General features: G+C 71.9%; 21 protein-coding genes. 9 read left to right on the plus strand and 12 right to left on the minus strand.

What is annotated here, in order from left to right; all coding sequences use genetic code 11:
- The 4 genes from QCZ28_RS10635 to QCZ28_RS10650 form a co-directional block, all read right to left on the minus strand.
- On the minus strand, nt 1–252 hold the full coding sequence (locus QCZ28_RS10635; protein WP_279516453.1) for a hypothetical protein: 252 nt from the start codon (nt 250–252) through the stop codon (nt 1–3).
- A gap of 371 nt (nt 253–623) precedes the next feature.
- Nucleotides 624–1,388, minus strand: coding sequence for a hypothetical protein (locus tag QCZ28_RS10640; protein WP_279516454.1), 765 nt, complete (start codon nt 1,386–1,388; stop codon nt 624–626).
- Between the two features lie 126 nt (nt 1,389–1,514).
- Complete coding sequence (gene helR / locus QCZ28_RS10645; protein ID WP_279516455.1) at nt 1,515–3,671, minus strand: RNA polymerase recycling motor ATPase HelR; 2,157 nt, start codon at nt 3,669–3,671, stop codon at nt 1,515–1,517.
- 153 nt (nt 3,672–3,824) lie between these two features.
- Entirely contained in the window at nt 3,825–4,205 is a 381-nt protein-coding gene (locus tag QCZ28_RS10650) for a YccF domain-containing protein (RefSeq protein ID WP_208648924.1), read from the minus strand.
- A 103-nt stretch (nt 4,206–4,308) separates the two neighbouring features.
- Here QCZ28_RS10650 and QCZ28_RS10655 point away from each other — a divergent pair, with 103 nt between their 5' ends.
- The 3 genes from QCZ28_RS10655 (at nt 4,309) to QCZ28_RS10665 (ending at nt 6,317) form a co-directional block, all read left to right on the plus strand.
- The gene (locus QCZ28_RS10655; protein ID WP_279516456.1) at nt 4,309–5,076 is read left to right on the plus strand and encodes a glycerophosphodiester phosphodiesterase family protein; all 768 of its coding nucleotides are present in this window, start codon (nt 4,309–4,311) and stop codon (nt 5,074–5,076) included.
- A gap of 1 nt (nt 5,077) precedes the next feature.
- A complete protein-coding gene (locus tag QCZ28_RS10660; protein ID WP_279516457.1) occupies nt 5,078–5,626 on the plus strand; it encodes an SLATT domain-containing protein in 549 nt (182 codons plus the stop codon).
- A 94-nt stretch (nt 5,627–5,720) separates the two neighbouring features.
- The gene (locus QCZ28_RS10665; RefSeq protein WP_279516458.1) at nt 5,721–6,317 is read left to right on the plus strand and encodes a hypothetical protein; all 597 of its coding nucleotides are present in this window, start codon (nt 5,721–5,723) and stop codon (nt 6,315–6,317) included.
- Nucleotides 6,318–6,364: 47 nt separating this feature from the next.
- Here the strand turns inward: QCZ28_RS10665 and QCZ28_RS10670 are convergent, their stop codons facing one another.
- From QCZ28_RS10670 to QCZ28_RS10700, 7 genes are all read right to left on the minus strand, one after another.
- Nucleotides 6,365–8,281, minus strand: coding sequence for a glycerophosphodiester phosphodiesterase family protein (locus tag QCZ28_RS10670; RefSeq protein ID WP_279516459.1), 1,917 nt, complete (start codon nt 8,279–8,281; stop codon nt 6,365–6,367).
- Nucleotides 8,282–8,383: 102 nt separating this feature from the next.
- A complete protein-coding gene (locus QCZ28_RS10675) occupies nt 8,384–9,118 on the minus strand; it encodes a cellulose binding domain-containing protein (protein ID WP_279516460.1) in 735 nt (244 codons plus the stop codon).
- Between the two features lie 74 nt (nt 9,119–9,192).
- Nucleotides 9,193–9,573 carry a DUF742 domain-containing protein gene (locus QCZ28_RS10680; RefSeq protein WP_279516461.1) on the minus strand — a complete coding sequence of 127 codons (381 nt, stop codon included), beginning with the start codon at nt 9,571–9,573 and terminating at the stop codon, nt 9,193–9,195.
- Complete coding sequence (locus tag QCZ28_RS10685; protein ID WP_279516462.1) at nt 9,551–10,000, minus strand: roadblock/LC7 domain-containing protein; 450 nt, start codon at nt 9,998–10,000, stop codon at nt 9,551–9,553. Before QCZ28_RS10685 ends, QCZ28_RS10680 begins: the two co-directional genes overlap by 23 nt.
- Entirely contained in the window at nt 9,997–11,937 is a 1,941-nt protein-coding gene (locus tag QCZ28_RS10690) for a nitrate- and nitrite sensing domain-containing protein (RefSeq protein WP_279516463.1), read from the minus strand. Before QCZ28_RS10690 ends, QCZ28_RS10685 begins: the two co-directional genes overlap by 4 nt.
- Nucleotides 11,934–14,498 carry a LuxR C-terminal-related transcriptional regulator gene (locus tag QCZ28_RS10695; protein ID WP_279516464.1) on the minus strand — a complete coding sequence of 855 codons (2,565 nt, stop codon included), beginning with the start codon at nt 14,496–14,498 and terminating at the stop codon, nt 11,934–11,936. Before QCZ28_RS10695 ends, QCZ28_RS10690 begins: the two co-directional genes overlap by 4 nt.
- Nucleotides 14,499–14,503: 5 nt before the next feature.
- Nucleotides 14,504–15,763: an Hsp70 family protein gene (locus QCZ28_RS10700; RefSeq protein WP_279516465.1), complete on the minus strand. Its 1,260-nt coding sequence runs from the start codon at nt 15,761–15,763 to the stop codon at nt 14,504–14,506.
- 302 nt (nt 15,764–16,065) lie between these two features.
- Between QCZ28_RS10700 and QCZ28_RS10705 the strand changes: the two genes are divergently transcribed.
- The 3 genes from QCZ28_RS10705 (at nt 16,066) to QCZ28_RS10715 (ending at nt 20,376) form a co-directional block, all read left to right on the plus strand.
- Nucleotides 16,066–16,950 carry an IniB N-terminal domain-containing protein gene (locus QCZ28_RS10705; RefSeq protein ID WP_279516466.1) on the plus strand — a complete coding sequence of 295 codons (885 nt, stop codon included), beginning with the start codon at nt 16,066–16,068 and terminating at the stop codon, nt 16,948–16,950.
- Between the two features lie 115 nt (nt 16,951–17,065).
- The gene (locus tag QCZ28_RS10710) at nt 17,066–18,919 is read left to right on the plus strand and encodes a dynamin family protein (protein WP_279516467.1); all 1,854 of its coding nucleotides are present in this window, start codon (nt 17,066–17,068) and stop codon (nt 18,917–18,919) included.
- Nucleotides 18,916–20,376 carry a GTPase gene (locus QCZ28_RS10715; protein ID WP_279516468.1) on the plus strand — a complete coding sequence of 487 codons (1,461 nt, stop codon included), beginning with the start codon at nt 18,916–18,918 and terminating at the stop codon, nt 20,374–20,376. The genes QCZ28_RS10710 and QCZ28_RS10715 overlap by 4 nt, the downstream gene beginning before the upstream one ends.
- A gap of 34 nt (nt 20,377–20,410) precedes the next feature.
- On the opposite strand, the gene QCZ28_RS10720 is transcribed toward QCZ28_RS10715, so the two are convergent.
- Nucleotides 20,411–20,701 carry a DUF1540 domain-containing protein gene (locus tag QCZ28_RS10720; RefSeq protein ID WP_030330445.1) on the minus strand — a complete coding sequence of 97 codons (291 nt, stop codon included), beginning with the start codon at nt 20,699–20,701 and terminating at the stop codon, nt 20,411–20,413.
- 367 nt (nt 20,702–21,068) lie between these two features.
- Here QCZ28_RS10720 and QCZ28_RS10725 point away from each other — a divergent pair, with 367 nt between their 5' ends.
- From QCZ28_RS10725 to QCZ28_RS10735, 3 genes are all read left to right on the plus strand, one after another.
- Nucleotides 21,069–25,016, plus strand: a complete 3,948-nt coding sequence (locus QCZ28_RS10725; protein WP_279516469.1) for a ThuA domain-containing protein — start codon at nt 21,069–21,071, stop codon at nt 25,014–25,016.
- A gap of 86 nt (nt 25,017–25,102) precedes the next feature.
- Nucleotides 25,103–25,450 carry a PadR family transcriptional regulator gene (locus tag QCZ28_RS10730; RefSeq protein WP_279516470.1) on the plus strand — a complete coding sequence of 116 codons (348 nt, stop codon included), beginning with the start codon at nt 25,103–25,105 and terminating at the stop codon, nt 25,448–25,450.
- The gene (locus tag QCZ28_RS10735) at nt 25,447–26,523 is read left to right on the plus strand and encodes a hypothetical protein (protein ID WP_279516471.1); all 1,077 of its coding nucleotides are present in this window, start codon (nt 25,447–25,449) and stop codon (nt 26,521–26,523) included. Before QCZ28_RS10730 ends, QCZ28_RS10735 begins: the two co-directional genes overlap by 4 nt.
- Nucleotides 26,524–26,554 lie beyond the last annotated feature (31 nt).

Consider the following 26,554-nt stretch of genomic DNA (forward strand, 5'->3'; position numbering starts at 1 on the left):
TCAGCCCCTCGGGACCACGATGATGGCCGAAGCCAGGACGACGACGGTGGCCATCGTGAGCATCACCCAGGGCAGCGACCGCCGATGCGCGGCCACGATGCCCACCGAGACGGCCGCGATGACGAACGCCGTCATGGTCAGGAATGTGACAGTGAACCGGTCCGACGCGCCGGCGAAGACGCGCCACACCCCGCGCCCCACCACCACGGTGAGCGTCAGGCCGATCAGCACCGCCCAGCACGAGAACACCACTATGTGAACGCCATTGACCTCGATCGTCGTGGTCGGCAGCAGCTCTGCGGGCCGGCATCCAGGCGGTAGCGCGTTGGAAGGTGTCGGGTCACCGCGCCGCGTCGCGTCTCCGGCACCCTTGTCGCCTTTCTCGGCAGCCCCTGATTCCCTCAACGATGCCGTCCGTCCGTCCGCTCGGCTGTTTACTCAGGAGAGTCAGTGAATCACCTTCGGTGGACACCGGGTAGGTGACGGAGGTAGGTCGTCGATCGCTGGTCCGACAGCTCCACCTACCCCGAAATGGCCGGCTGGGCGACAAACGTCCGAAGTGGAGCAAACGGTTGGACAGATGTCGATGGGAGGAGCGGCTGTGAGTTGGAACGGGCACCTGCTCAGGCGAGGTCGGGCCAGTGCGGGTTGTCCCAGCGGGCCGGCCCGGTGAGGCCGAGCAGCCTGAGCCGGTGCGGCAGCTCCGGGTCGGTGTCGGCCATCCGCAGCCGGGTCGGGGCGTGCTGCAGCAGCCAGGCGGTGAGCTCCGTGCGGAGGACCTCCTCCTCGTCGTCCGTCAACGTCCAGGTGTGCCACGGCAGGTCATCGCGGAGCAGGTCGTACTCCCACTCTCCGAAAGCCTCGGCGAGCCGCTGGTGGGCCAGGGCAGTGGTTGCCGTCGTCCAGGCGTCAAGCCACCTGCCGAGCGCGCCGGATGCCTCCACGAGCATGGCCAGCACCACGTGTGCCGGCACCTCGGCGTCCGGATCGGTGAGCGTGACGGCCCACCAGGCGTCCAGGAACTCGCTGATCGCCGTCGACTGCTCGGCGGGCCACCGCTGCCAGCCGCCGAGCGCGAACGCCCGTCCCGCATGATCCATCCCGCCGAGCCGCTCCACCTCACCGCTGGTCAGAGCGGTGGCGAACTGCGGCAGGATCCGACGCAGCATCTCGGCGGGAAAGTCCCAGTCGCCGGTCCAGTAGGTCCGGCGCAGCAGATCCGGGTCCACCTCGACGTCGGGGGTCTTGAGCAGGGCAAGTTCCTCGGCGCTGCCCCAGTGGCACTCGCAGTTGCTGTCGTCGGGGTGGGCGACCATGCCGCGGAAGGTGCTGGCCAGTCGGGCCAGACTGGCGTCGAGCCGGCCTCGGGCGGGCGTGGGTTGGGTCATCGAGAGGCGCCTTCCCGGACTCCGGCGGCGCGTCGCGGCCGAAGAGCGCGACGCTACCGGTCGGGGTGGCGGCGCGCCAGTGGACAACGCCCCCGCAACGCCCCGCGACCGGCTGGGCAGCTGCCCTCAGCCGCTGGTCAGGATCACGAGTTGCTGGGTGGCCCGGGTCATCGCGACGTACCGGTCGACGGCCCCTTCGATGCCGGCGCCGAACGACTCCGGGTCGATGAGCACGACCAGGTCGAACTCCAGCCCTTTGGCCTGCTCGGGGCTCAGTGACCGGACCCGGTCCGTGGGCGGGAAGGTCGGGTCACCGATGACGCAGGCGATCCCCTCGGCGTGCGTGGCGAGCCAGCTGTCCAGGATCGACCCCAGCTCGGCGACGGACCCGTGGACGACGGGTAGCCCGTTGCCCCGGATGGAGGTCGGCACGTTCGCGTCCGGGAGCACGGCCCGGATGATCGGCTCGGCCTCCGCCATGACCTCCGCCGGGGTGCGGTAGTTGATGCTCAGCGAGGTCACCGTGATCCGGTCGAACCCGACCCGCTTGAGGCGTTCCTGCCACGACTCGGTGAACCCGTGCCGGGCCTGGGCGCGGTCGCCCACGATGGTGAAGCTGCGCGACGGGCACCGCACCAGCAGCATCTGCCACTGGGCGTCGGTCAGCTCCTGTGCCTCGTCGACGACGATGTGCGCGAACGGGCCGGCCAACAGGTCCGGTTCAGCGTCCGGCAGGCCGGAGTCGTCGACCAGGACCTCGCGCAGGTCGGGTTGACGCAGCATCGTCAGCAGGCCCTCGCCGTCGTCGTAGGTGTCGGCGGCGAGCAGCTCGTCGACGACCCGGGCCATGTGGTCGCGTTCGACGGCTGCCGCCGGGTCGTGCCGACGGGTGCGCCCCGACCTGTCCGCGTCACCGAGCCGCTGCCGTGCCGCGTCCAGCAGCGGCAGGTCGGACACCGTCCAGGCCCGGGGTTCGTCGCGCTGCAGCTTGCGGACCTCCGCCGGGCTGAGCCACGGCGCGCACGTGCGCAGGTACGCGGGAACCGACCACAGGTCTCCCACGAGATCGGCCGCGTCGAGCAGCGGCCACGCGCGGTTGATGGTCGCCCGCAGGTCCCGGTTGCGCAGCAGCGAGTCGCGCAGCACGTCGTCCGGCTCGTCGCCGTCGTACCTGTCGGTGAGGATGGCGAGCAGTTCCTCCCAGATCTCCTCGCGCGCCTCGTTGTGCGGGGTGCCCAGGCCCGGCGCCCGGAACGCGTCGGCCCAGTCGTCGGCGCTCAGCCGGAGGTCGGAGTCGCCGACAGTGATCGTCATCGGGGTGACCGGCGGGTCCTCGTAGAACCGGACGGCCGCGTCGATGGCCCGGACCAGCTCGGCCGTCGACTTCAGCCGGGCCACCTCCGGGTCGGCCTCGACGGTGGCTGTCGCCCCCTCGGGGACCAGGTCGCGCAGGGTGCAGGTCTGCACGTCCTCCTCACCCAGGCTGGGCAGGACGTCGCCGACGTACGCCAGGTAGGGCTGGTGCGGCCCGACGAAGAGCACCCCACCCCGGCGCTGACCGAGGCGCGGGTCGGAGTAGAGCAGGTACGCGGTCCGGTGCAGGGCGACGACGGTCTTCCCGGTGCCGGGACCGCCGTCGACCACGAGGGCCCCGGCCGACCCGGCCCGGATGATGGCGTCCTGGTCGGCCTGGATCGTGCTGAGCACGTCGCGCATCCGGGCCGATCGGGCGCTGCCCAGGCTCGCGATGAACGCGGACTGGTCGTCGAGCGCGGCGGCGTGCCCCACCAACCCGTCCGGGGTGAACACCTCGTCCCAGTAGTCGCTGATCCGGCCGAGGGTCCAGCGGTACCGGCGGCGGCTCGCCAGGCCCATCGGGTTGGCGTGGGTCGCGCCGAAGAACGGCTCGGCGGCGGGTGAGCGCCAGTCGAGCAGCAGCCGTCGACCGGTGCTGTCGGTGAGGCCGCGCCGTCCGACATAGACCGGCTCGGGACTGTCCGCCTCGACCAGGTGACCGAGGCACAGGTCCAGCCCGTAGCGGCTCAGTGAGCGCAGACGGGCGGTCAGCCGACGGACCTCCTCGTCCCGGTCGACGGCCTGGCGGCCCTTGCCGCCGGGTGCCCGGCGCGCGGCGTCCAGGCGGTCGGACAGCTCGGCGGTCAGCTGCGCGAGGTTCCGCGCCATGGCCGCGAAGTGCCGCTCGTCCTGGGCGATGAGCGCCGGGTCGGCCTTGGGGGCGAGGTGATCGGGTAGTGCGAACACGGAGGTAGGCAAGGAATTCATGTCATGACGTCCATTTCGGCAGATTCAAGCCTCGGCCGACGATTCTGCGTCATGAACGGGGTCTTGCCGCAAGCCCCCCGGTGCGCTATAAGTTAGAAGTGGCGGGAGACCAGGGGTCTCCCGTTTTTCGTTGCCGACCGCCGCGCAGTGCCGTCACGGGGCGTCGACGACCTCGCGGCCGAGCGGCCAGAACGCGGCCGGGACGAGCTTGAAGTTGGCGATGCCGAACGGGATCCCGATGATCGTGACGCACAGGGCGATGCCGGCGAGGATGTGGGAGAGCGCGAGCCACCATCCGGCCAGCACCACCCAGAGGATGTTCGCCAGGCCGGAGCCGACACCCGCGCCCGGCTTGGGCACCAGGGTGCGTCCGAAGGGCCACAGCGAGTAGACCGCGAGGCGCAGCGACGCGACGCCGAACGGGATGGTGATGACCAGGACGAAGCAGATCAGCGCGGCGATGCCGTAGCCGGCCGCCAGCACGATGCCACCGCCGAAGACGAGCCACAGCACATTCAGTACGAATCGAATCACCACTCCAGCATGAAGCATGCTCACCACCCGGGCGCCCGGTAAGGTACCCGCAACCCTTGCACGGGGTGCGGTAGCCCGGTTCTGCGAAGCTCAGGAGGATCGTGTGTCGTCCGATGACGGTTGGCTGCTCGACACCCCGATCGCGCACCGCGGGTTGACCGGCCACAATCGACCGGCGAACTCCCTCGCGGCGTTCGAGGCGGCCGCCGACGCCGGCTACGCCTGCGAACTGGACGTGCAGCTCACCCGCGCGGGCGAACTCGTCGTCGTCCACGACTACGACCTGACGGCGCTCACCGGTGCGGAGATCGCCACCGCGGAGTTGACCCCGGCCGACCGGCAGCGGCTCCGGTTGCAGGGCACCGACCAGCGCATCCCCACGCTGTCGGAGGTGCTGGAACGGGTCGCCGGACGGGTGCCCCTGCTGATCGAGCTGAAGCGGCCGGCGCTCACCCTCAACTTCGATCTCGTCGACGAGGTGTTGCGGCAGACCGCCGACTATCCCGGGCGTTTCGCTGTCGAATCCTTCGATCCGCTGCTCGTGGCGGCGCTGCGGGTCGCGGTGCGCAAACTGCCGCCGCGCCAGCGGGTGCCGGTGGGGCGCATCGGCGGGCTGCTGCGTACCGCCGGGCCACTGACCCGGATGGTGGGTCGCAGCATGGTCAGCAATCTGGTCACCCGACCCGATTTCCTGGCCTACGAGGTGGACGCATTTCCGTCCGGTCTGACGGCGTGGTGGCGTCGACGGGGTGTTCCGGTGATTGCCTGGCCGGTCGCATCACCGGAACGGGAGATGTTTGCCCGTCAATACTCCGACAACATCGTATTCTCGGGCTATAGACCGTCGCATGGGCAGCGTCTAGCATCGTGACGTGTCTGTTGACCAAGGACAGAGCGGGTTGCTCGCCAAGTCGCAGAACGGGGCCCCCGGCGATCCGTTGCAGGTCTACCGCGCGTTGGCGGAAGACAGCATCAACAAGCTCAGGGACCAATACGACTGGCGGGCCAAATGGCACCGCCGACTGTTCCGATTCACCGGCATCCTGGTCATCGTCATCAGTGCGTCGCTGCCACTGCTCGCCGGCTTCAGCTACCCCGGTAAGAACCTGGTAATAGCGGTGTCGGGTGTGGTCATCGCCGCGGCCACCGCGTTACGCACCTTTTATCAGTGGGATCAGATGTGGGCGCTGCTGCGACGTACCCATTTCGCGCTCATCGAGGCGAGCAACCACTGGCGGCTCGCGTTCGGCCGCGCCGAGGCGACAGCTGATCCGGCCGAGCGGGAGCAGCGCGCCTACGCGGCGACAGAGGAACTGCTGGCGAAGATCGAAAGCATTCGCGGTGCCGAGACGGAGAAGTTCTTCAGCTCGTTGGCCTTCCCGGATGAATCGGCGCTGACGGGCAAGCCGTTCGGTCCCTGACCACGGCTCGGTGGAACACCTGAGACGACATCCAGGGCCAACCGGGGGAAGTACCCGGAGGTCGCCGGGCGTCGGCGGTCACATGATGGCTGGCATGAAACGCGCAGCGCTCTTCGTGATCGCCGGACCGGTCGGCATCGCCACCTACGGCCTGGTTCGTCTGTGGGGGAGATCCGACGGGGCGTACGGCCCCGGGCTCGACTGGCAGGCCGCCCACCTGATCGCCCTCGCCGGCATGGTGTGCTTCGTTCCGGGTGTGCTCGCGCTGTCCCACCTGCTGCCCCGCTCCGCGTGGCGCACCGGGGTGGTGGCCGGCACACTGGTCGGCCTCGTCGCGACGATGGTGCAGTTCGGCGCGGACATCGTGGAGGGGCTGCTGGCCGACGACCGGGCGGAGATGTCCCGGCTCGGCGCGAGCTTCAAGGACATCCCCGGCGTGGACGTGGCCTTCTACGACGTCGTACCCCAGCTCTTCTTCCTCGGCCTGCTCGTTCTCGCGGGCATGCTCGCCGCCCGACGGCGGCTGCCGTGGTGGAGCGTGCCGCTGCTGCTCGTCGGCATCGTCCTACCGGCGGTCAATCTCGACCTGCTTCCCATCGGCGGCCTGTGCATGGCGCTGGCCTTGGCGCCGGCGCTGCCGCTTCTCCGCCAGCACGGCGAGCGGGCCGAGTCGCCCGTCGCCGTCCGCTGAGGACGCCGGGTGGCGCTGGCCTCGGCCCAACGCCACCCGGCGAACCGTTACTTCAGGGCGAGGGTGCGGGCGTCGGCGGCGATGACGCTGGCGACCTCGGCCGGCACCTGCTTGCCGGCCTGCCGGTCGACGTAGCTGGCCAGCTGGGCGTACTGGGCGTGGGCCAGCTTGGTGGTCATCGCGGTGACGGCGGCCGGATCGGCGCCCGAGGTGAGGATCAGGTAGCCGAGGCCGGCCTGGCTCACCGTCACGGTGAAGGTGCTGGTCGCGGTGGCGGTGCCGGCGGGCCCGGTGGCCTCGGTGGTGAGGGTGTGCCGACCGGCGGTCAGCTTGGCTAGGTCGAGGGTGCGCCCGGCGGCCGACGTCTTACCGTCCAGCTTGACCGTGACGGTTTCCGCGTTGGTCGCGGCGACGGCGATCACCGGGGACTGCGCCCGGTCCAGCCGGGCCCCGTTGGCCGGCGAGGTGATCTGCACTGTCGGGTCGGCGGAGGGCCGCTGGAGGAAGGCCGCGTTCCAGCCGACCAGCTCGGCCGTGCGGTTGGTGATGACCGCGTCGGTGCCGATGCGCTCCAGCCGCTGCCACAGCGCGGCCGAGTCCATCGTCCAGGCCATCACGGCGACCCCGGCGGTGTGCAGCGCGGCGACGACCTCCGGCTTGGCCAGCAGCGCGTTGCCGTCCGGGTTGTACGCGGTCAGGTGCAGCTCCTTCGCGATCGCCACCGGGTCGGCGTCGAGGCTGCTGCGGAGCAGACCGAGTGGTAGCTCGGGGGCGATCTCGTAGGTGTACCTCAGGGCGTCGACCTCGAAGCTCTGAATGAAGACCCGGCCCATCATCTGCTCGTCGCGGATCACCTGGATGATCGTGGCGACCTCGTCGCGGGTGTGCGTGCCCTTGATCTCCACGAGCAGGTTGCCGCCCCGGGTCCGCAGGTCGGCGAGCTGCTCGGCGAGGGTGGGCACCCGCTCGCCGACGTACTGCGGGCCGAACCAGGAGCCGGCGTCGAGTGCCTTGATCTGCGCGGCGGTCAGGTCCCGGATGTTGCCGGTGCCGTCGGTGGTCCGGTCGACGGTGCCGTCGTGCAGGATGAACGGGATGCCGTCCCTGCTCGGTTGGACGTCGTTCTCGATCCAGTCGGCGCCGCCCTTGCGGGCGATCTCCTGGGCGACGAGGGTGTTCTCCGGTGCGGCGGCGGACGCGCCCCGGTGGGCGATCACGGTGAGCGGGCTGCCCTCGGGGCGGAGGTAGCCGTTCGGCGCCAGCTCGGTGACGGTGACGTCGTCGTACGACACGGTCGCGCCGTTCACGAAGAGCCCCTGGACGCCGTCGGCGGAGCGCTGGAGGCTGCTCGTGCGCATCGCCTCCCGCCCGTCGAAGATCCAGCGGGCCTGGTTGCCGTGCACCTCGACGGCGACACGGACGTCCCGGCCGGTCCCGGCGGCGGACGGGGCGGAGGCGGTGTTCGTCACCACCCAGGCGTCGGCGGTGGTCCGCTGGGCGAACTCCAGCCCGTTGGCGGCGGTGGTGCCGCTGCGCATGGTGGCGATCCACCAGGGGGTGGCGCCGTTGGCGGGGACGTCGATGCCGAGCGAGGCCCAGCGGGTGGCGGCCGAGACCGACTCGAAACGCATGGTCGCCTCGAGGCGGAAGTCGTTCAGGTGCCGACCAAACGTGATCTTGTTGTTCGCGCTGGCGCTGGCGCTGGTTCCGTACAGTCGGCCGTTCTCGACCTTCCAGGTGCCGTCGATCGCGTTCCAACCGGCGGGCAGCGACCCGGTCGAGAAGTTCTCCGAGACGACCACGTGGCCGGGCTCGGCGGTGGCGGGCGACGAGGTAGCGACGGCGACCCCGACGGTCGCGCCGGTGACGGCGAGGGCGGCGACGCCGGCAGCGACCCGGGTACGCAGCGCACCGAGGCGCGACCCGGCGCGGCGAAGCGACGGTGATGCGGGTAGGACAGTCATGGTCGGAACGGTACGAAGCGCGCCCGAACTAATGATCAATCAAGCGTGGCTGCCGCCGGAACGTCGGGTGTACCACGCCCGATCGGGACGTCACTGACACGTTCAGTTCGACAGGCCCGCGCAGGCGACCCCGTCGATGGTGCACGCCTCGGGGGCGGAACCCGTCAACGAACCATTGACCCGGAACGTCACCTGGACCGAGGCGCTCCCGGGCACCCGACCGGTGTCTCCGTCCGGCACGAACGTCCACACCGCACCGTCGTGGCTGGCCTGTGCACCCTCGACCCCGCTGATCCTCAGCGACTCCCGGGGCAGGGTGACCACCAGCGTCCACTGCGGCACCGCGACCGCGCCCGGATTGCTGATCGTCAGCGTCGCGCCATAGCTGAGCAGGGCGTTGTCAGTGATGGCGAAGTCGGCGCTCAGGGCCGCCGCGGTGGGTTCGGTGGTCGCGCCGGTCGGGGTGGGCCGGGTCGACGTCGCGGTCGGTGGGGCCGGGGAAGCCGAGGTGGGCGGGGGAGTGGGCACCGCCGGGCTGGTGAGCGCCGGTCGCGCCTGCGCCCGGGGCGTATCGGACGGCGCGGCGCCCACCTGCTGCACGGACGGCGGCGGGTCGAGGGTCACCGGCGTCAACTTCTCCGGCGTACGCAGCACCCCGACCACGGACACTGCCGTCGCGACCAGCACCCCGAGCGCCGCGATGACGGCCAACCAGGTGGCCCGCGAGACGTCCTCCCGACCGGTGAGCACCCGCCGCACGGCAGTGACGAGGGCCACGACCTTGTCCAGCAGGATGATCGCCACGGTACGGCGTGGCTGGGGTGGTGTTGCCGGCACTGCCTGTCTCTCCTTCAGTTCGTCGCCGGGTACGGGCCCACGATCCGCCCCGCTACCGGGCGGCATCTGCCCGGTCACAGCGCGCGAAGCCCGACGAGGATCGCCTCCAGCAGATCCTCGGTCGGCAGTTCCGACAGCATCGGCGGTTCGTGCGTCTCGATCAGCCCGGCCCCGAGCAGGTCACCGAGCAGCACCCGGACGGTCCCCAGCGGAAGGTCCAACTCGGCACCGACCTCGGCCACCGACACTGGATGGTGACACAACTCGACGATCCGCGCCTGTTCAGGGAAGAGCGGCGCGGGGGGTGCGACCCCCGGCCGGGCGACCACCAGCGAGATCAGGTCGAACTGGCCGCGTGCGGGCGCGGTGCGCCCTCCGGTCATCGTGTAGGGCCGGGCGACCGGGCCCGCGTCGTCGTCGTACCACGCCTCGTCAGTGCCGCCGCTGGTGTGCACCAGTGTCCCCGATCGTCACCGAGGAGGCCGGCCCCAGAGTGATCGGCAGGTGCCGTTCGGCCTGCCCCACGAAGAGCGCCACCTCGTACGCCATGTCACCGACCTCGACGTCGTCACCGGCGACCCGCACGGTGAGGATGGTGCCGTTCGGGATGGTGGCGATGAACAGGAACGCCCGCGACATCTGCACCACGACCTGGCGCAGCCGACCCGCGTCGCAGGTGCGGGTGGCGGCCAGCCCCAACGCGATCAGGCCGGCGACCACGCCGGAGATCTGTTCGGCCAGTTTGTCCCCCACCCGCCGCGAGCCGCCGAGCGGCAGCCCGTCCGGCGAGAGCACCACGGCGAACTCCGCGCCGTGCACCCGGTCGACCAGGCTGTTCAGGGCGTCGGTCAGGCCGTCCTCGGTGACCACTGCAGACGTCATTGATGTCTCCTTGCTGTTCTCGCGACTGGCATCTCGACAGTGTCGTGGCTGGTCCTGCCGTGTTCCGGGCCGATCGGCCCGGGTTGGCGGACCCGCGTCGGCAACGCCCCGTCGCCGCTCGGGCCGGGCAGGTCGGTGCGGGCTGATGGGTACGGGGTGTCAGGTGGTGCGCCGGCCGGTGTGCGGCCGGTGTCGGTGACCGTGACCAGCCGGGCGGGTAGGAGCACGATCGCGGCCGTTCCGCCGCGCCGGCTGGGGCGCAGCGAGACGTGGGCGCCGCAGCGGCCGGCCAGGACGGCGGCGGCGTACCAACCGGTGAGACCGGCGGGCGGACCGTCGGGTGGCGGGTTGCCGAGCAGGTGGTTCGCCTCGGCCAGCGTGGCGGCGTCCAGGCCGGGCCCGTCGTCGACGACGAGGACGGCGCACCCCTGCGGTCGGTGCTCGCCGCTGACCCGGACGGTGGTGTCCGCCCCGGAGAAGACCAGCGCGTTCTCGATCAGCTCCGCCAGCAGGTGGATGACGTCCGTGACGGCCGGCCCCGCGAGCGACCACGGCCAGTGCGGCGCGATCAGGACGCGGTGGTAGTCGGGCACCTCGGCGACCGCGCCGCGTGCCACGTCGAGCAGTGGCACGGGGCGTCGCCAGCGACGGGCGGGTGTCGCGCCGGCCAGGGTGATGAGTTTCTCCACGTTGCGTCGGATCCGGGTGGTGAGGTGGTCGAGCTGAAACAGCTCGCCGGTCTCCTCGGTGGACCACTCCCGACGTTGCATCAGGTCCAGCACGCCGAGTTGGTCCCGCAGCAGCACCTGGTTGCGTCGGGTCAGCCCCAGGAACAGCTCCCGCTCGGCGGCACCCCCCGACGGCGCAGCGTCCGGCGGCGCTGGCGCGTCCGGCGGGGCCGGGGCGGCTGCCGTCGGCCTGGTCAGCTCCTCAGTCAGGCGTCGGATGGTGCCCGCCCAGCTCAGCAGGAGCACGAGCACCACGATCAGGCCGAGCCCCACCACGGCTCCGGTCCGCGCGATCAGCACGGCGGCACCGGGTGTGGCCCGCTCGACGCTGCTGCGGGCGGTGCCCGTCACCAGGGTCTGCAACGCACCCAGGGCGGTGTCCGCCGCGGCCCGCCAATCCGCGACGGTGACACCGGCCAGGGCGTTGCCGGTGCCGGACTGGAGTAGCAGCCGGTCCTCCAGGGCGAGCAGCGCGGTGAACTCCGGGCTGGTCGCGAGGCGCTGCTGCTCGGCGCGGCCGTCGGACGGCAGGCCGGCGGCGGCCTCGGCGTTCGCGTACCGCTGGACGCCGACCACTGCGGTCAGCCGACGCCGCTCGTCGGCGTCGAGTCGCGCGCCGGTCAGGGCGGCGCTGACCAGTGTGTCCTCCCGCGCCAGCAACTCCCGGGCGCGGGCCAGCGCGATCACCGCGCGGGTGTCGGCGGCCAACCCGCTCTCGTACGCGCCCCACTCCGGGCCGTACACCCGGAAGGCGACGTCGACGACCTCGTCGTACCCGTCGATCGCCGCGGCCAGACCGAGTCGCCCGGTGTCCATCCGGGACCGGGTGGTGCCGAGGCCGTCGAGCCGTCGGACCAGCTCGCCGGCCCGGTCGCGGACCGCGCCGGCGGTGAGCAGCCGAAGGTCCCGACCCTTGGTGAACTCGCGGATCTCGGCGGCGGCCCGGTCGGTGGCGTCGCGGGCCCCGACCAGCTCCGGCGTCGTCCCACCCGCCCCGGCGATCGTCTCGGCGGTGATCCGGCGTTCCGTCTGCAGGCTCAGGATCAGACGGTCGATGGGCTGTCCGAGCGTGTCCGCCAGCGCCCGGACGCGCAGCAGGTCGACGGCGTCCTGGCTGGACACGTAGGCCGCGTACGACCAGAGCGTGATCAGCACGGCGGCCAGCACTGCCAGCCTGGTCCGGATCAGCCGGACATCGCTGTGGGTCATCGGCCCGCCCGCTGCGGCCACGGCTGCCCGGCGGTGTCGCTGGCCCGGTCGGCGACCAGGGTACGCAGCAGGGCCAGCAGTTCGGTGCGGTTGGCGCAGTTCAACCGGTTACGCATCCGCGCCACGTGGTGTTCGACGGTCTTGGCCGAGATGAAGAGCCGGTCACCGATCTCCCGGTAGGTCAACCCGGCCAGCACCAGCTCGGCGACCTCGTACTCGCGGTCGCTGAGCCCGTGCTGGGTGGGCCCGGCGACCCGTGTCGTGCTCGCACCGGCCGGCGGTGTCTGCCCGGCCGGCCCACCGGAGGGCCGCCCCTGCAACGCTCGGGCGCACTCCAGCAGGGTGGTCATCGCCCGCCGGTCGGCGGTACGGATGGCGGCCTGCCCGGCGAGGCGGGCGCCGTCCCAACACAGCCCGGTGTCGTGCAGCCCGCGGGCGGCGGCCTCCACCCGGGTCGGGTCGACGACCCCCCGGAGCACCTCCACCCAGCTCTCCGCGGCGGCGGCGACCACTGCCGCGTACCGGCTGTGGCCGGCGGCGGCGAGCAGTGCCGCGACGTGGTCGTCGGCGACCGTCGGCTCGCCGGTCAGGATGGCGGCGTGCAGGCCGCTCCAGTGCAACGGAACACTCCACAGTGGTGGGTTGCCGAGGCCGTCGAGCAGTGAACGCCCCTGCTGCAGGTACGGCTCCAGCCGGGCCAGGTCACCCAGCCGCGCGCCCGCGATGGCCAGCTCACCCAGCGGCAGCAGGGTGAACAGGTCGACGGGATGGCGCACCACGGCCTCCAGCGCCTGCCCCCAACCCCGCTTGAGCGCCCCGAGGTCACTGTTGCGCCGGCCGATGCCCATCCGGATGGCGGCGGCGAAGAGCTGGTCGCGCGACTCCAGGTGCCGCCCGTCGAGCGTCACCGTGGCGAGACGCTCGCCGGCTGCGTGGATCTCGCCACGGACCATCAGGATCCAGGCCTGCAACAGCCGGTGCCGGCGGGCCATCAGCGGTCCGCCGACACCGGCGGCCAGGGCGCGGTGCAGCACCCGCTCGGCGATCTCCAGCTCGCCGCAGTGCATCGCGGTCAACGCGGCGAGGGCGGGCGGGCTGTCCGGCAGGAGCACCGCCCGGCCGTCCGGCTCCAGCAGCGCGGCGGCCTGCACGAGCGCGGAGAGCGCGGCGGTCGGTGGGCCGGTCACGCTCTCCCGTACGCCGTCGGCCATCAGTCGCGCGGCGCTGGCGTGCAGGGTGGGTGGCTCGCCCGCCGGGTCACCCGCCGGTGACTCGGTGCTGGCGGCCGGGTCGCCGGTGGCGATCCCGCCGACGATGGCGAACGCCCTCGCCGAGGCGGTGCCCGACCACCGGAACAGCTCGACGCTGCGACCGACGTGCCCACGGTGGGCCAGTGCGGTGGCGGCGACCATTGCCGCCTCGGAGCGGTCCGGGGGAGCGGTAGTGGCCAGCAGCCGGTCCGCCAGCCGAAGCGCGTCGTCGAGGTCACCGGCGAGCGCGGCGGCGAGCGCCTGCTGGGCGTTGGGCGGCCGTCCGGCGGCGGTGGCCGCCGCGTACAGCTCGGCGGCGAACGCCGGTTCGTCGGCCAGCGCCTCGCCGGCCGCGGCGGCCAGCGTCTCGGCCGGGCAGTCGCCGAGCGCGCCGACCGCGAGCAGGGAGCGGACCAGTGGCAGCACGGCGCCGCCCCGGGCGAGCTGCAACTCGGTGAGTCGACGCCAGACGGCGGTGCGCTCGGTGGTGGGGCTGAGCGTCGCGACGGCCCGCCGGACGATCGGCGCGAGCCGGTCGTCCGCGCCGAGCAGCCCGGCCGCCCGGGTGGTGGCGATCAGCTCGTCTACCCCGGCCGGGTCCCGGCCGAGCAGCGCGCCGAGCATGCTGACCGGCAGGGTGCCGCCGGCGGCGACGGCGAGCAGCAGTCGTCGTACCTCGGTGGGCTGGACGTCCAGGTCCGGGGCGAATTCGAGGACGACGGACCGGGGTGGGTCGACCATCGCGCCGGTCCGAATCTCCGCGCCGGCCAGACCTCGGGCCAGGCGCTCGACGTCCCTGGGGACTCCGGCGGTCTGCGTGTGGACGAAGTCGACCAGGTCGGCGGGACGGCCCAGCTCGGGTGTGGCGGCGAGGTGGGCGGCGGTCTGCTCCCGGGTGAACGGCGTGAGCAGAACGGCCTGCCCGTCGCGTCGCAGGGCGTCGACCAGCTCGCTGAACGCCGCCGACCGCGGCCACGGGCGGTGGGCGACCACCAACCGGTGTCGGCGGCCGGCGACCAGACGCAGCAGCGCCCCGATCCGGGCGTCGTCGAGCAGGTGCGCGTCGTCGACCAGCAGCACCGTGTCGGGGTCGACCGGCGCGCCCGGCTCCGGTGCGGCCGTCTGGACGGCGATGCCGGCGCGCTGGTGAACGCGCTCCAGCTCGGCGAGGAGCGCTGTCTTGCCGTGGCCGGCCGGGCCGGCGATGCCGACGGCGAGCGGGCCGACCGGATTCTGGGCGACGGTGTCCAACAGGGCCTGCAACCCCTTGTCCACTGTCAGTCCCGGTCCGGCGAGGTCATTCATGATCATCGGGGTCATCCTTCGCGCCCCCGGGCGCGGGCCAGCGCCAGGCGGGACGGCTTCGGCAGTTCCAGTGGGAGGAGTCGGACCGGGGGCCGCGGTGGCGGATCGCCCGGAACGGTGTGCTGGGGGCGGCGTTGTGCCGGGATGGTGGGCCGCCCGGCGCCGCTGACCGGGGCCGGGACGCGGGCCGGTGCCGGCTGGCGGGGGCGTGGCGACACCACCTGACAGGCGGCCATCGCGGCACCGGTGGCGGCGGTCAACTGTGCGTCCGGCTCCACCTCGACCGGCACCGGCAGGGCCCCGCCGATCAGCTCGGTCACCAGCGGGACCCGGGTCGAGCCGCCGGCCAGCAGGACGCCGTCGAGCTGCGCCGCAGTCAGGTCGGCGCTGCGCACGGCCCGCAGCAGCAGGTCGACGGTGGCCTGCACCGTCGGGCGGATCATGGCCTCGAACTGCGCCCGGGTCACCGGCACCCGGGCCGGACCGCTGGGCAGGGTCAGCACCACGTCGGCCGTGAGGTCGACGGTCAGCACCCGCTTGACCCGGTCGCACTCCGCGCGCAGCCCGCGCAGCGCGGCCTGGGCCCCGCGACGTCCGGTCGCCGCCAACTCCCGGGCCAGCACGGTACGAGCGTGCTCGGCCAGCGCCTCGTCGAAGTCGGCGCCACCGATCGAGTCGAGACCCTGCGGGGTGCCGAACGTCTCGTACGTGCCGCGCGGGGTGCGGCGCACCAGGGCCGCCTCGAAGCTGTTACCGCCCAGGGCGTAGACCACAGCTGTGCTGCCCGCGAACCCGCGAGCGGCGTGGCTCTCGGCCACCGTGACGGTGCGGGGCAGCAGTGTCACGTGCCGCAGGCCGAGGTCCGACAACGCCCGGTGCAGCACCTCGCGCCGGTAGGGGCGCCAGCCGGCCGGGTGGCTGAGCACTATCGCCTCGGCCGGCCCGCCCTCCAGGGCGTGCACCCGTTCCACCACCCACGCCGCCAACTCGGCGGTCAGCGTCTGCGGCGCGCACGGTTCGCCGCCGAGCAGCACCGGCACGTCGTCGCCGATCCGGTGGACGAAGTCCCGGGTGGTGCGGCTGCCGTCGTCGGTCGCCGGCTCACCGACCCGCAGCGAACCGTCCTCCGCCAGGCACAGCACCGAGGGCATGAGAGGTGAGCCGGCACTGAGCGGGACGGCCTCGGGACGGGTCCAGGTCGCGCCGCGTCGCCGTGCGACGGCGGCGGCGGTGTTGCTGCTTCCGATGTCTATCCCCAGGACGTACGGCATCGTCTCTGTCTCTCCCCGTGAGTCGGCCGGTCGGTGGCGATGGCGCCGGCTGCCCGACGACGCACCCCCGGCGAACCCCGCGGGCTCCTACGTTCGTACCAGAGATCAGTCCCTGGTCGGGACCCTAATCTCGTCGGGACGGTTTCCCCCTGTCCCCCTAACGTACGAGGTGGCGGAGCCCCTAGTTCAACCGGCCCGGATGCGGGCTGAGCCCCGATGCCCGGGGGCCACCCCCGGCAATAGCGTCGTCACTGTCGACGTACGACACCCCGCCCAACGCCAGATCCGAGGAGAACCGGCACATGGACTCGCAGCAGACGCTCCACGACTTCGTGCTCGACCTACTGACGAACCCGGACGCGCGGTCGGCCTTCGACCTCGACCCCGAGGGTGCGTTGCGGGGCGCCGGGCTCACCGACATCACCGCTGCTGACGTGCAGGACGTCGTGCCGCTGGTCGTCGACTACGCGCCGGGGGCGGGCCTCGCGCCGCTGGCCTCGCCGGTGGGGCAGCTCGGGCTGGACCCGCTGCTCACCGACACCACCGACGTGGTGGGTCAGTTGCAGAGCGTGGCACAGCAGATCAGCGTCACCAGCTCGCCCAGTGGCGTGGACGTCAAGGCCGGCGTGCTCGGCGCCATCGCTGTCGACCCGTCGACCGCCGCCGCCGGGGTCACCGTGCTGCCCGGCATCGGTCTGGGCGTCGGTCCGTCCGGCCTGGACACCGACCTGGCCGGTGTCTCCGACGTGGCGCACACGCTCGACGCGGACGTGGTGCAGCCGGTGGACGCCATCGCGGACCCGGTGCTCGGGGACGCCACCAGCACGGTCGGTGACCCGACCGGTCTGCTCGACGTCACCGACTCGAACCTGATCGGCGGCGACCTGACCGGTGGTGTCCTCTCCGGCACCCACGGTCAGCTCGGCGGGGTCGTCAGCTCGCTGGGTGTCGACGACACCCTCAACGGGCTGGGCCTCGGGCACGGCGACGGCGTCGTCGGCGGGGTCCCGCCGCTTGACGTGTCGTCGACGGTGGGCGGCGTGACGCACCAGGTGGACAGCCTCCTCCCCGGTGTCACCGACACGGTCGGTGACGTGACCGGTGGGGTCACCGATGGTGTGCTCGGCGGCGACTCGCACGCCTCGTCCGATCACGGGCTGCTGGGTATCACCGGCGGTCTGCTCTGACCCGGATCTCCGGGCGGAGCGAGGGGCCGGATCGTCTCGGGCGATCCGGCCCCTTCCGGTTCCACATCCGGTCCCTCTTGATAATTGAGCCGAAATCCGCACACTTGGTGCGGTGATGGCCGGGATCTGGTTGGACGTGCTGGACGAGATCGCCCGCACGTGCACTGCACACGGTCGCGGTGACCTGCTCCAGACGGTGCGGCAGAAGCGTGCGCAACTGCTGGATCCGACACTGCGTGTCCTGGTCATCGGCGAGCCGAACCAGGGTAAGAGTCAGCTGATCAACGCGATCATCAACGCTCCGGCCTGCCCGGTCGGCGACGGCCGTACCACCGTCCTGCCGACAGTGGTGCGGCACGCCGAGGCCCCCGCCGCGGCGGTGGCCCAGGCGCCGCCACCGGCCCCGGGCCAGGCCACCGGCGCCGCCACGGTCACCATCGAGCGGACCCCGGTGGCGCTCAACCAGGTCGCGGCGAGCGTGGCCGGGCTGGTCGGGCGTCGACCCGGCGGCGGCCCGGCGTACGTCGAGATCGGGCTGCCGCGCGCCCTGCTCGGGGCCGGGGTGGTGCTGGTGGACACTCCCGGCACCGACGAGGTCGCCGGTCTCGGCGCCGCCGCCCCGGTCGCCGCGTTCAACCGCGCGGACACCGTGCTGCTGGTGTCCGACTCGACCCGGGAGTTGTCCGTCGCCGAGCTGAACATGCTGCTGCACATCATGCGTTCCCATCCGAACGTGGTGGTGGTGCAGAGCAAGACCGACCTGGTGGCGGACTGGCGTACGGTCGCTGAGCGCAACCGGCAGCACCTGGCCGAGGCGGGGGTGCCGGCAACGCTGATCCCGGTCTCCGCGGCGCTGCGACTGCGCGCCGCGGCGGCCGACGACCGCGCGCTCAACGCCGAGTCCGGTTTCCCGGCGCTGATCGCCCGCCTGCAACGCGACCGGGCCGGCAAGGCCGACCACCTGGCCCGGGCGGCGGTACAGACGGTGGCCCGCACGGTGGTGGAGCAGTTGGCCGCGCCGCTGCGCGCCGAGTTGGCGACCCAGGAGGAAGAGGAGCAGTCCGGGCCGATCGCCCGGCTGCACGCGGCGCAGCGCGAGGTCGACGAACTGCGTCGGTGCTCCACCCGGTGGCAGAACACGCTGACCGACGAGATCACCGACCTGCTCGCCGACCTCGAGTACGACCTGCGCGACCGGACCCGTCAGATCCTGCGCGCGGTGGACGAGGCGTTCGACACCGCGGACCCGTTGGTTGCCTGGGACACCTTCCAGGAGTGGCTGGAGCGGAGCCTGGTGGAGGCGGCGGAGGCGAACCACGAGTGGCTGATCCAGCGCTGCGACTGGATCGCCCGGCGGGTGGCCGCCAACTTCGACAGGTACGGCTACGACGTGCTGCCACCCTGGTCGATGACGATGCCGGAGGACATGGGCGAGCGACTGCCCGAGCTGCAACGGCCGATGATCGACCGGTTCACCACCGGCCAGAAGCTGTTCACCGGCATGAAGGGCTCGTACGGCGGCATGCTGATGTTCGGCCTGGCGACCACCCTGGCCGGGATGCCGATGATCAACCCGGTCTCGGTCGGCATCGGGGCGCTCTTCGGCGGCAAGAGCATCCGCGACGAGAGCAAGCAGTTGCTGCGTCGCCGGCAGGCCACCGTCAAGACGGCCATCCAGCGGCATGTCGACGACTTCTTCGTCCGGATCGTCCGGGACTGCCGTGACGCCGCCCGGCAGGTGCAGCGGATGTTGCGGGATCACTTCACGGGACTGACCGAGGAACTCCAGGAGGCCATCGTGCAGTCGTTCCGCAGCGCGAAGCAGGAGGCCGACACCGATGCCTCAGTGCGCGAGCAGCGGCAACGCGAGATCCGGCTGAAGATGACCCGGTTGGCCGCGCTCTACGAGCAGGCCCAGCAGTTGACCGGCGCCCGCTCGGCCCCGCTGCTGCTGGAGCCGCAAACATGACGGTGGGGGTGCGCCTGGACGAGGCGGCGTGGGGGTTGCTGCACCAGGCCATCGAGCTGTACCAGGACAATCCCCGGGCCGTGGCGGAGCTTCGGCATCAGGTGGCCCGGTTGGAGCAGCCGCTGCGGATCGCCGTCGTCGGCCCGTGGCGATCGGGCAAGTCGACGGTGCTGAACGCGCTGATGGGCGAGGAGGTCGCGCCGGTCGAGCGGGCGGACGGCGCCTTCACCTGGTATGAGGACGGCGAAGCGCCGCGAGCCGTCGCGTACCCGGTCGGGCAGCCACCGCAGGAGTTGGCGGTGGTGAAGTCGGCGACCGGGCTGCGGGTGGATCTGGGCTGGGGTACGGGCGAGGTTCGGGACATCGTGGTGCGGTGGCCGACGCGGGCGCTGCGACAGATCACGCTGATCGACACCCCGGCGGTCACGAGCAGCGCCGAGCAGGACCGGTCGCCGGTGTTGGAGCGGGTGCTGCGGGATTCGGACGCGGTGTTGTACCTGACCCGCGACTGTCGCGACAGCGACCTGCGGGTGCTGGAGTCCGCACGCGACAGTGCTGTCGGTCAGTCCGCCCCGGTCAACGTGATCATGGTGTTGTCCCGGGCCGACGAGACCGGCGGGGGCCGCATCGACGGCCTGCTCACGGCCCGCCAGCTGGCCCGGCGGCACCACCGCGACCCGAGGGTCAACGCGCTCAGCGTCAACGTCGTGGCGTGCAGCGCGATGATCGGCCTGGCGGGCCGGATGCTCGGCGAGTCGGACTTCGCCGCGCTCGCGACAGTGGCCCAGGTGCCCCGGGCGGAGTTGGACGCCCACCTCATCTCCGCCGACCGCTTCCTCCACGGCGAGTTGCCGGTACGGCTGGACACCGAGGTGCGCGCCGCGTTGCTGGGTCGGTTCGGGGTCTTCGGGGTCCGGCTGGCGGCCACGTTGGTGCGCAGCGGGTTCGACAGCCGGGTCAAGCTGTCCGCCGAACTGATTCGGCGTAGTGGTCTGACCGAGCTGCGCGAGTCGGTGACACGGTGTTTCATCGATCGCCGCGACGCGCTGAAGGCCCGGTCCGCGCTGGCCGCGGTGGAGGCGCTGCTGCGGTCCGAGCCCACCCGGGGGTCCGCCGAGCTGGTCGGGGCGGTGGAGCAGATCCTCGCCGGTGCGCACGAGTTCCGGGAGCTGCGCCTGTTGGTGGCGTTGCGCAACACCCGGCTGGGGTTCGACGCGGAGCTGGCCGCCGAGGCGCAGCGGCTGGTCGGCGGGGACGGGGTGGGCCTCGCGGCCCGGCTCGGTGTCGAGCATGAGGCCGATGTGCGCCGGCTCTGGGAGGTCGCTTCGGAGGCGCAGTGGCGGTGGCGGGACCGGGCGGAGGATCCGCTGCTCCCGCTGGCGCAGCGGCGCGGGGCTCAGGTCGTCGTCCGCAGTTGCGAGGGGATGATCGCCGAGCTGGTGGCGGGCGGCCGCTGAGCCTCGCCGGCCGCCGCCGCCCGCGGTGGTGGTCTCAGCGCGGTTGGTACGTCTGACAGTCCGCGATGTCCTGGCCCGGGCCCACCCGGATGGACGGTGCGTGGCACTCCAGCTCGGCGTTGTGCTGGCAGTCGGCCCGCTTGCAGGCGCCGACCTGGGCGATGACGCGGTCCAGCCCGCCCTTGGCCGAGGTGTCGATGAAGGTGGCGCAACTGGCGTTCTGCTGCCCGATGGTGATGGCGAACGCGTGGCAGCCGTCGTGGTTGTAACCGCAGTCGGTGACCGTGCACTCGTGTACCCGCGGCATCTCCAGCATGTCGGTCATGGCGGTGTCCCTTCCGTCGGTGATCACCCTCATACCCGGTCTCGACGTGACAACTCCCTGTCAGCTGTCCCTTTTCGGGATGTTCTGGATAGGCCAGCCTTGCCTAAACCGCGCGACCACTGCGCCGTTGCGGTCTCCGTTCCGACCGCCGTCGACGAGCCGGGGTGCGGTTCGCGGCCGGAAAACCGTTATTCGATCTCACTCCGTACGGTCGTGCCTGACCTGCGGAGATAACGCTCTCACGGATGCTGCTGAAGTGCTTGACGCGCCAGTGATCCAAACGCAACGATGCATTCGCATGTCTCGTCCCACCACCGTCAGGCGTGATCGGCGCACGCCGTCCCCCGCACCGCGAAAGGACCCCACTGTGCGCAGATCCCTGAGATCGTGGCTCGGCCTCGCGCTGAGCGCGATCCTCGTGGCGGGCGGCATCGTCGCCGCGCCACCCACGGCCAGCGCCGCGCCCTTCACCGTGCTGGTCTTCAGCAAGACCGCCGGCTTCCGGCACGGATCCATCACCCCCGGCATCGCGGCGATCCAGCAACTCGGCGTGGCCAACGGCTTCACCGTCGAGGCCACCGAGGACGCCGGTCAGTTCACCGACGCCAACCTGGACCGGTTCGCCGCGGTCATCTGGCTCTCCACCACCGGCGACGTGCTCAACGCCGCCCAGCAGGCCGCGTTCGAGCGCTACATCACCGGCGGCGGCGGGTACGTGGGCGTGCACTCCGCCTCCGACACCGAGTACGACTGGCAGTGGTACGGGGGACTGGTCGGGGCGTACTTCGCCTCGCACCCGGCCGAGCAGAACGTCACGGTGAAGGTCGCCGACCAGGTGCACCCGTCGACCGCCACGCTGCCGCAGCGGTGGAACCGGTTCGACGAGCTGTACAACTACCGCACCAACCCCCGGAGCAACGCGCACGTGCTGGCCACCCTGGACGAGAGCACCTACTCGGGCGGGAGCATGGGTGCCGACCACCCGATCTCCTGGTGCCAGAACTACTCCGGCGGTCGAGCCTGGTACACCGGGCTGGGGCACACCGACGCGTCGTACAGCGAAGCGAACTTCCGCCAGCACCTGCTCGGCGGCATCCGGACGGCCGCCGGCGCTGTCGACGCCGACTGCGGCCCCACCGTCACCAGCAGCTTCCAGCAGGTGGAGTTGGCCAAGGGCGCGGCCGAGACCGGTGAGCCGATGAGCCTCACCGTCCTGCCGGACCGGGGCGTGCTGCACACCAGCCGCAACGGCGTGATCCGGCACACCGACGCCGCCGGCAACACCAAGATCGCCGCCACCCTGCCGGTCTACACCGGCGACGAGGAGGGCCTGCAGGGCATCAAGGCCGACCCCAACTTCGCCACCAACCGCTGGGTGTACGCGTACTTCGCCCCACCACTGAGCACTCCCGGCGGTGGTGCGCCCGCCGAGGGCACCCCGGCCCAGTTCGCCGTCTGGGACGGCGTCAACCGGTTGGCCCGGTTCACAGTGAACGCCGACAACACCATCAACCTGGCCAGCGAGACGCTGATCCTCAACGTGCCGACCAGCCGGGGGATGTGCTGCCACGTCGGCGGTGACATGGACTTCGACGCGGCCGGCAACCTCTACCTGTCCACCGGAGACGACACCAACCCGTTCGACTCGGCCGGCTTCACCCCGATCGACGAGCGGGCCGGGCGCAACCCGGCCTTCGACGCGCAGCGCACCTCCGCGAACAGCAACGACCTGCGCGGCAAGCTCCTCCGGATCAAGCCGAGCGCGGCCGGCGGGTACACCATCCCGGCCGGCAACATGTTCGCCCCGGGCACCGCGCGGACCCGCCCGGAGATCTACGCGATGGGCTTCCGCAACCCGTTCCGGATGAGCGTGGACAAGGCCACCGGGATCGTCTACCTCGGTGACTACGGCCCCGACGCGGGCACCGCCGACCCCAACCGGGGACCGGCCGGCAACGTCGAGTTCGCCCGCATCGGCCGACCCGGCTTCTACGGCTGGCCGTACTGCACCGCCCGCAACGACGCCTACAACGACTACACCTTCCCGTCCGGGCCGTCCGGGGCGAAGTTCGACTGCGCCGGTGGGCCGGTGAACAACTCACCCAACAACACCGGCATCACCCAACTGCCGCCGGCCATCCCGGCCTGGTTGCCGTACGGCGGCTCCGGGTCGCCGCCGGAGTTCACCGGCGGTGGCCTGTCGCCGATGGGCGGGCCGGTCTACCGGTACGACCCGAACAACACCTCGCCCGTGGCGTTCCCGCAGTACTACGACGGGACCTACTTCGCCGGTGAGTTCGGCCGGCGCTGGATCAAGAACATCAAGCTCGACGCGTCCGGCCAACCGCTGAAGATCAATCCGTTCCCGTGGACCGGCACGCAGGTCATGGACATGGAGTTCGGCCCGGACGGCGCGCTCTACGTGCTCGACTACGGCACCGGCTGGTTCAACGGCGACGCCAACTCGGCGCTCTACCGCATCGAGTACGCCCGTGAGGGCAGAGCGCCCATCGCGAAGGTGTCGGCAACCCCGACCAGCGGCACCGCGCCGCTGACGGTGGCGTTCTCCTCGGCCGGCACCCTCGACCCGGACGGCGACCCGTTCACCTACGCCTGGGACTTCGACAACAACGGCACCACCGACTCGACGGCGGCGAACCCGAGCTTCACGTACACCACCAACGGGACCCGCAGCCCGACGCTGACGGTCCGGGACACCACCGGCAAGACGGCCACCGCGAGCGTGGTCGTCACGGTCGGCAACAGCGCCCCGGTGGTCACCGTGAACACCCCGTTGAACGGGCAGACCTTCACCTTCGGGGACGCGGTGCCGTTCTCCGTCACCGTCACCGACGCCCAGGACGGCGCTGTCAACTGCGCCCGGGTGAAGGTGAACTACGTGCTCGGCCACGACTCGCACGGCCACCAACTGGGCAGTGTGCAGGGCTGCACCGGGGTCATCCAGACCTCGGCCGACGGCGAGCACGACACGGCGGCGAACATCTTCGGCATCATCGACGCCGAATACACCGACCTGGGCGGGGGCGGCCAGCCGGCGCTGACCACGCACACCCAGGCGGTGCTGCAACCCCGGGTCCGCCAGGCCGAGCACTTCGGTGACTCGTCCGGCGTCCAGATCGTCGCCGGGGCGGCCGGGCACGGCGGGGCGGCGGTCGGCTACATCGACAACAACGACTGGATCTCGTTCCGCCCGTACAACCTGACCGGCGTCCAGTCGTTCAGCGCCCGGGTCGGCGCACCGGCCGGCGGTGGCGGCACGTTGGAGTTGCGGGTCGACTCGCCCACCGGCCCGCTGGTCGGCTCGGCCACCGTCACACCCACCGGCGGGTACGCCACCTTCGCCACCGTCACCGGTGGGGTCACCGCCCCGAGCGGCACCCGGACGCTGTTCCTGGTCTTCAAGGGCACCGGCCCGTACTTCGACATCGACGAGTTCACCCTCTCCACCAGCCCCGGCGGTCCCGGGCCGGACCCGGACCCCGACCCGGACCCCGACCCCGAACCGGGCACCAACCTGGCCCGGGGCAAGCCGGCGCGGGCGTCCAGCTTCGAGGGCGCGTTCGTCGCGGGCAACGCGTTCGACGGTGTGGCCGGCACCCGGTGGGGCAGCGCCTTCGCCGACCCGCAGTGGATCGACGTGGACCTCGGCGCCACGTACGCCATCAACCGGGTCAAGCTGAGCTGGGAAGCGGCGTTCGGCAGCGGCTACCAGATCCAGACCTCGCCGGACGGTGTCACCTTCACCACGATCCGTACGGTGACCGGTGGTGACGGCGGGGTGGACGACCTGACCGGGCTCAGCGGGTCCGGCCGGTACGTCCGCCTGCTCGGCACCACGAGGGGCACCGCCTGGGGCTACTCGCTGTTCGAGTTCGAGGTGTACGGCGGCACCGGCACCCCGACCGGGGGCAACCTGCTGCGCAACAAGCCGACGACGACGTCCAGCAACGAGGGGGCGGACGTGACCGGCGCGCAGGCGGTCGACGGCAGCCTCACCACCCGCTGGTCGAGCACGTTCTCCGACCCGCAGTGGATCCGGGTGGACCTCGGCAGCGCCACCGCGATCGGCCGGGTCAAGTTGAGCTGGGAGGCGGCGTACAGCAGCGCGTACCAGATCCAGACCTCGAACGACGGCACCACCTGGACCACTGTGAGGACGGTGACCGGGGCCGACGGCGGGGTGGACGAGCACGCGGGTCTCGGTGCCAACGGCCGCTACCTGCGAATCTACGGCACCGCCCGGGGCACCGGATACGGCCACTCGCTCTGGGAGGTGGAGGCGTACACCAGCTGAACCACCACCGGTGACGTGGCCGGCACGGAAATCCGTGCCGGCCACGCGCTTTCGTATATACCGACAGACTGTATATGCTCTCTGGCATGGCTGAGGCTCCACTGCGGGAACCGACGTTCCTGGTGCTCACCGCGCTCGCCGAGACGCCCCTGCACGGGTACGCCGTCATCGAGGACGTGCTGCGCATCTCCGACGGCCGGGTGCGGCTGCGCGCCGGCACCCTCTACGCCGTCCTCGACCGGCTCCGCGCCGACGGTCTCATCGAGGTCGAGCGCGAAGAGGTGGTCCAGTCGCGACTGCGCCGCTACTACCGCCTCACCGCGCTGGGCGCGCGGCGGCTCACCGAAGAGGCGTCCCGGCTGCGACACAACGCGGACGCCGCCCGGGTGCGGCTGCGCCGTGGCGGCCTGCTCGCCGACGGGGGTGCGGCGTGAGCGGCGACGATCTGGAACGCCGCTACCGGCGGCTGCTGGCCGTCTACCCGTGGGAACATCGCCGGCTGTACGAGGACGAGATGCTGGCCGTGCTCCTCGCCGGCGCGCGGCCGGGCCAGCGGCGACCGGCCGCCGCCGAGGCGCGGAATCTGGTCGGCGCGGGGTTGCGGGCACGGCTGCGGGTGGGCGCACGGGGGTTCACCGAGCCGAACTGGGCGGACGCGGCGACGGTGACCGGCCTGCTGGTCGGGGTCGTGCTGCTGGCCCTCGCCGCAAAGGCGCTGCTGGACCAGCTCGTCCTCGCACGGGGCCTGCCGCCCGGTTTCGGGTCGGCACGCCCGGATCTCGTCGACTGGCTGCGCGTCGCCGGCTGGGCGGGCGTCTGCGCGGCGGTGCTGATCGGGTGGCGCTGGGTCGCCGCCGGTCTGGCCTGGGCCGGCGTGGTCAGCTGGGGCGCGCTCGTCGCCCCGCAGACGGCCGACAACCCGACGTACGTGGTGGACACGTTGCCGCAGTTCGCCCTCGCCGTGGTGGCTGCCGCAGCGCTCACCGTGCCGGCGCCGCGTCGCCGGGCGGTCGCGGTCCTGGGCATACGCCGGCTGCTGGCGCTGCTGCTCGCGCCGGCCGCGATGGTCGCGCTGTTGGTGACGAACCGGTTGAACGGTCCCACGTTCAGCCTCGTTGATGGGGTGTCCTACCAGGTCTTCTACGGTCTCGAGGCGAGCAGTGAGCTGGTGCTCTGGCTCTACGTCGCGGGCCTGGCGGTCGCCGCGTTGGCCATGGTTGTCGCGGTGGCCACGCTCACCCCGGGGGTGCGCCGGCGGATCGTCGTCATGCTCCTGCCGGTGGCGGCCCTGGCCCTGGTGATCGACAGCACCCTCGCCGGTTGGGTCACCTCGACCATGCACATGGGACACACCATCCCCCTGGTGCCGGCGCAGTGGGCGATGCTGGTGCTCGTCGGGCCGGTGACCTTCCTGGCCGGGGTGCTGCTCGTGCGTCGTCGAGAGGAGACCCTGCGCATGGTGGCCCTCGGCCGAGACGCCGACCGCGAGCAGCCAACGGGTCAGTGAGGCGACGGACCACTCATCCGAGGTGCTCGCC

This window comes from Micromonospora sp. DH14, from assembly GCF_029809455.1.
Taxonomy (GTDB): domain Bacteria; phylum Actinomycetota; class Actinomycetes; order Mycobacteriales; family Micromonosporaceae; genus Micromonospora; species Micromonospora parva.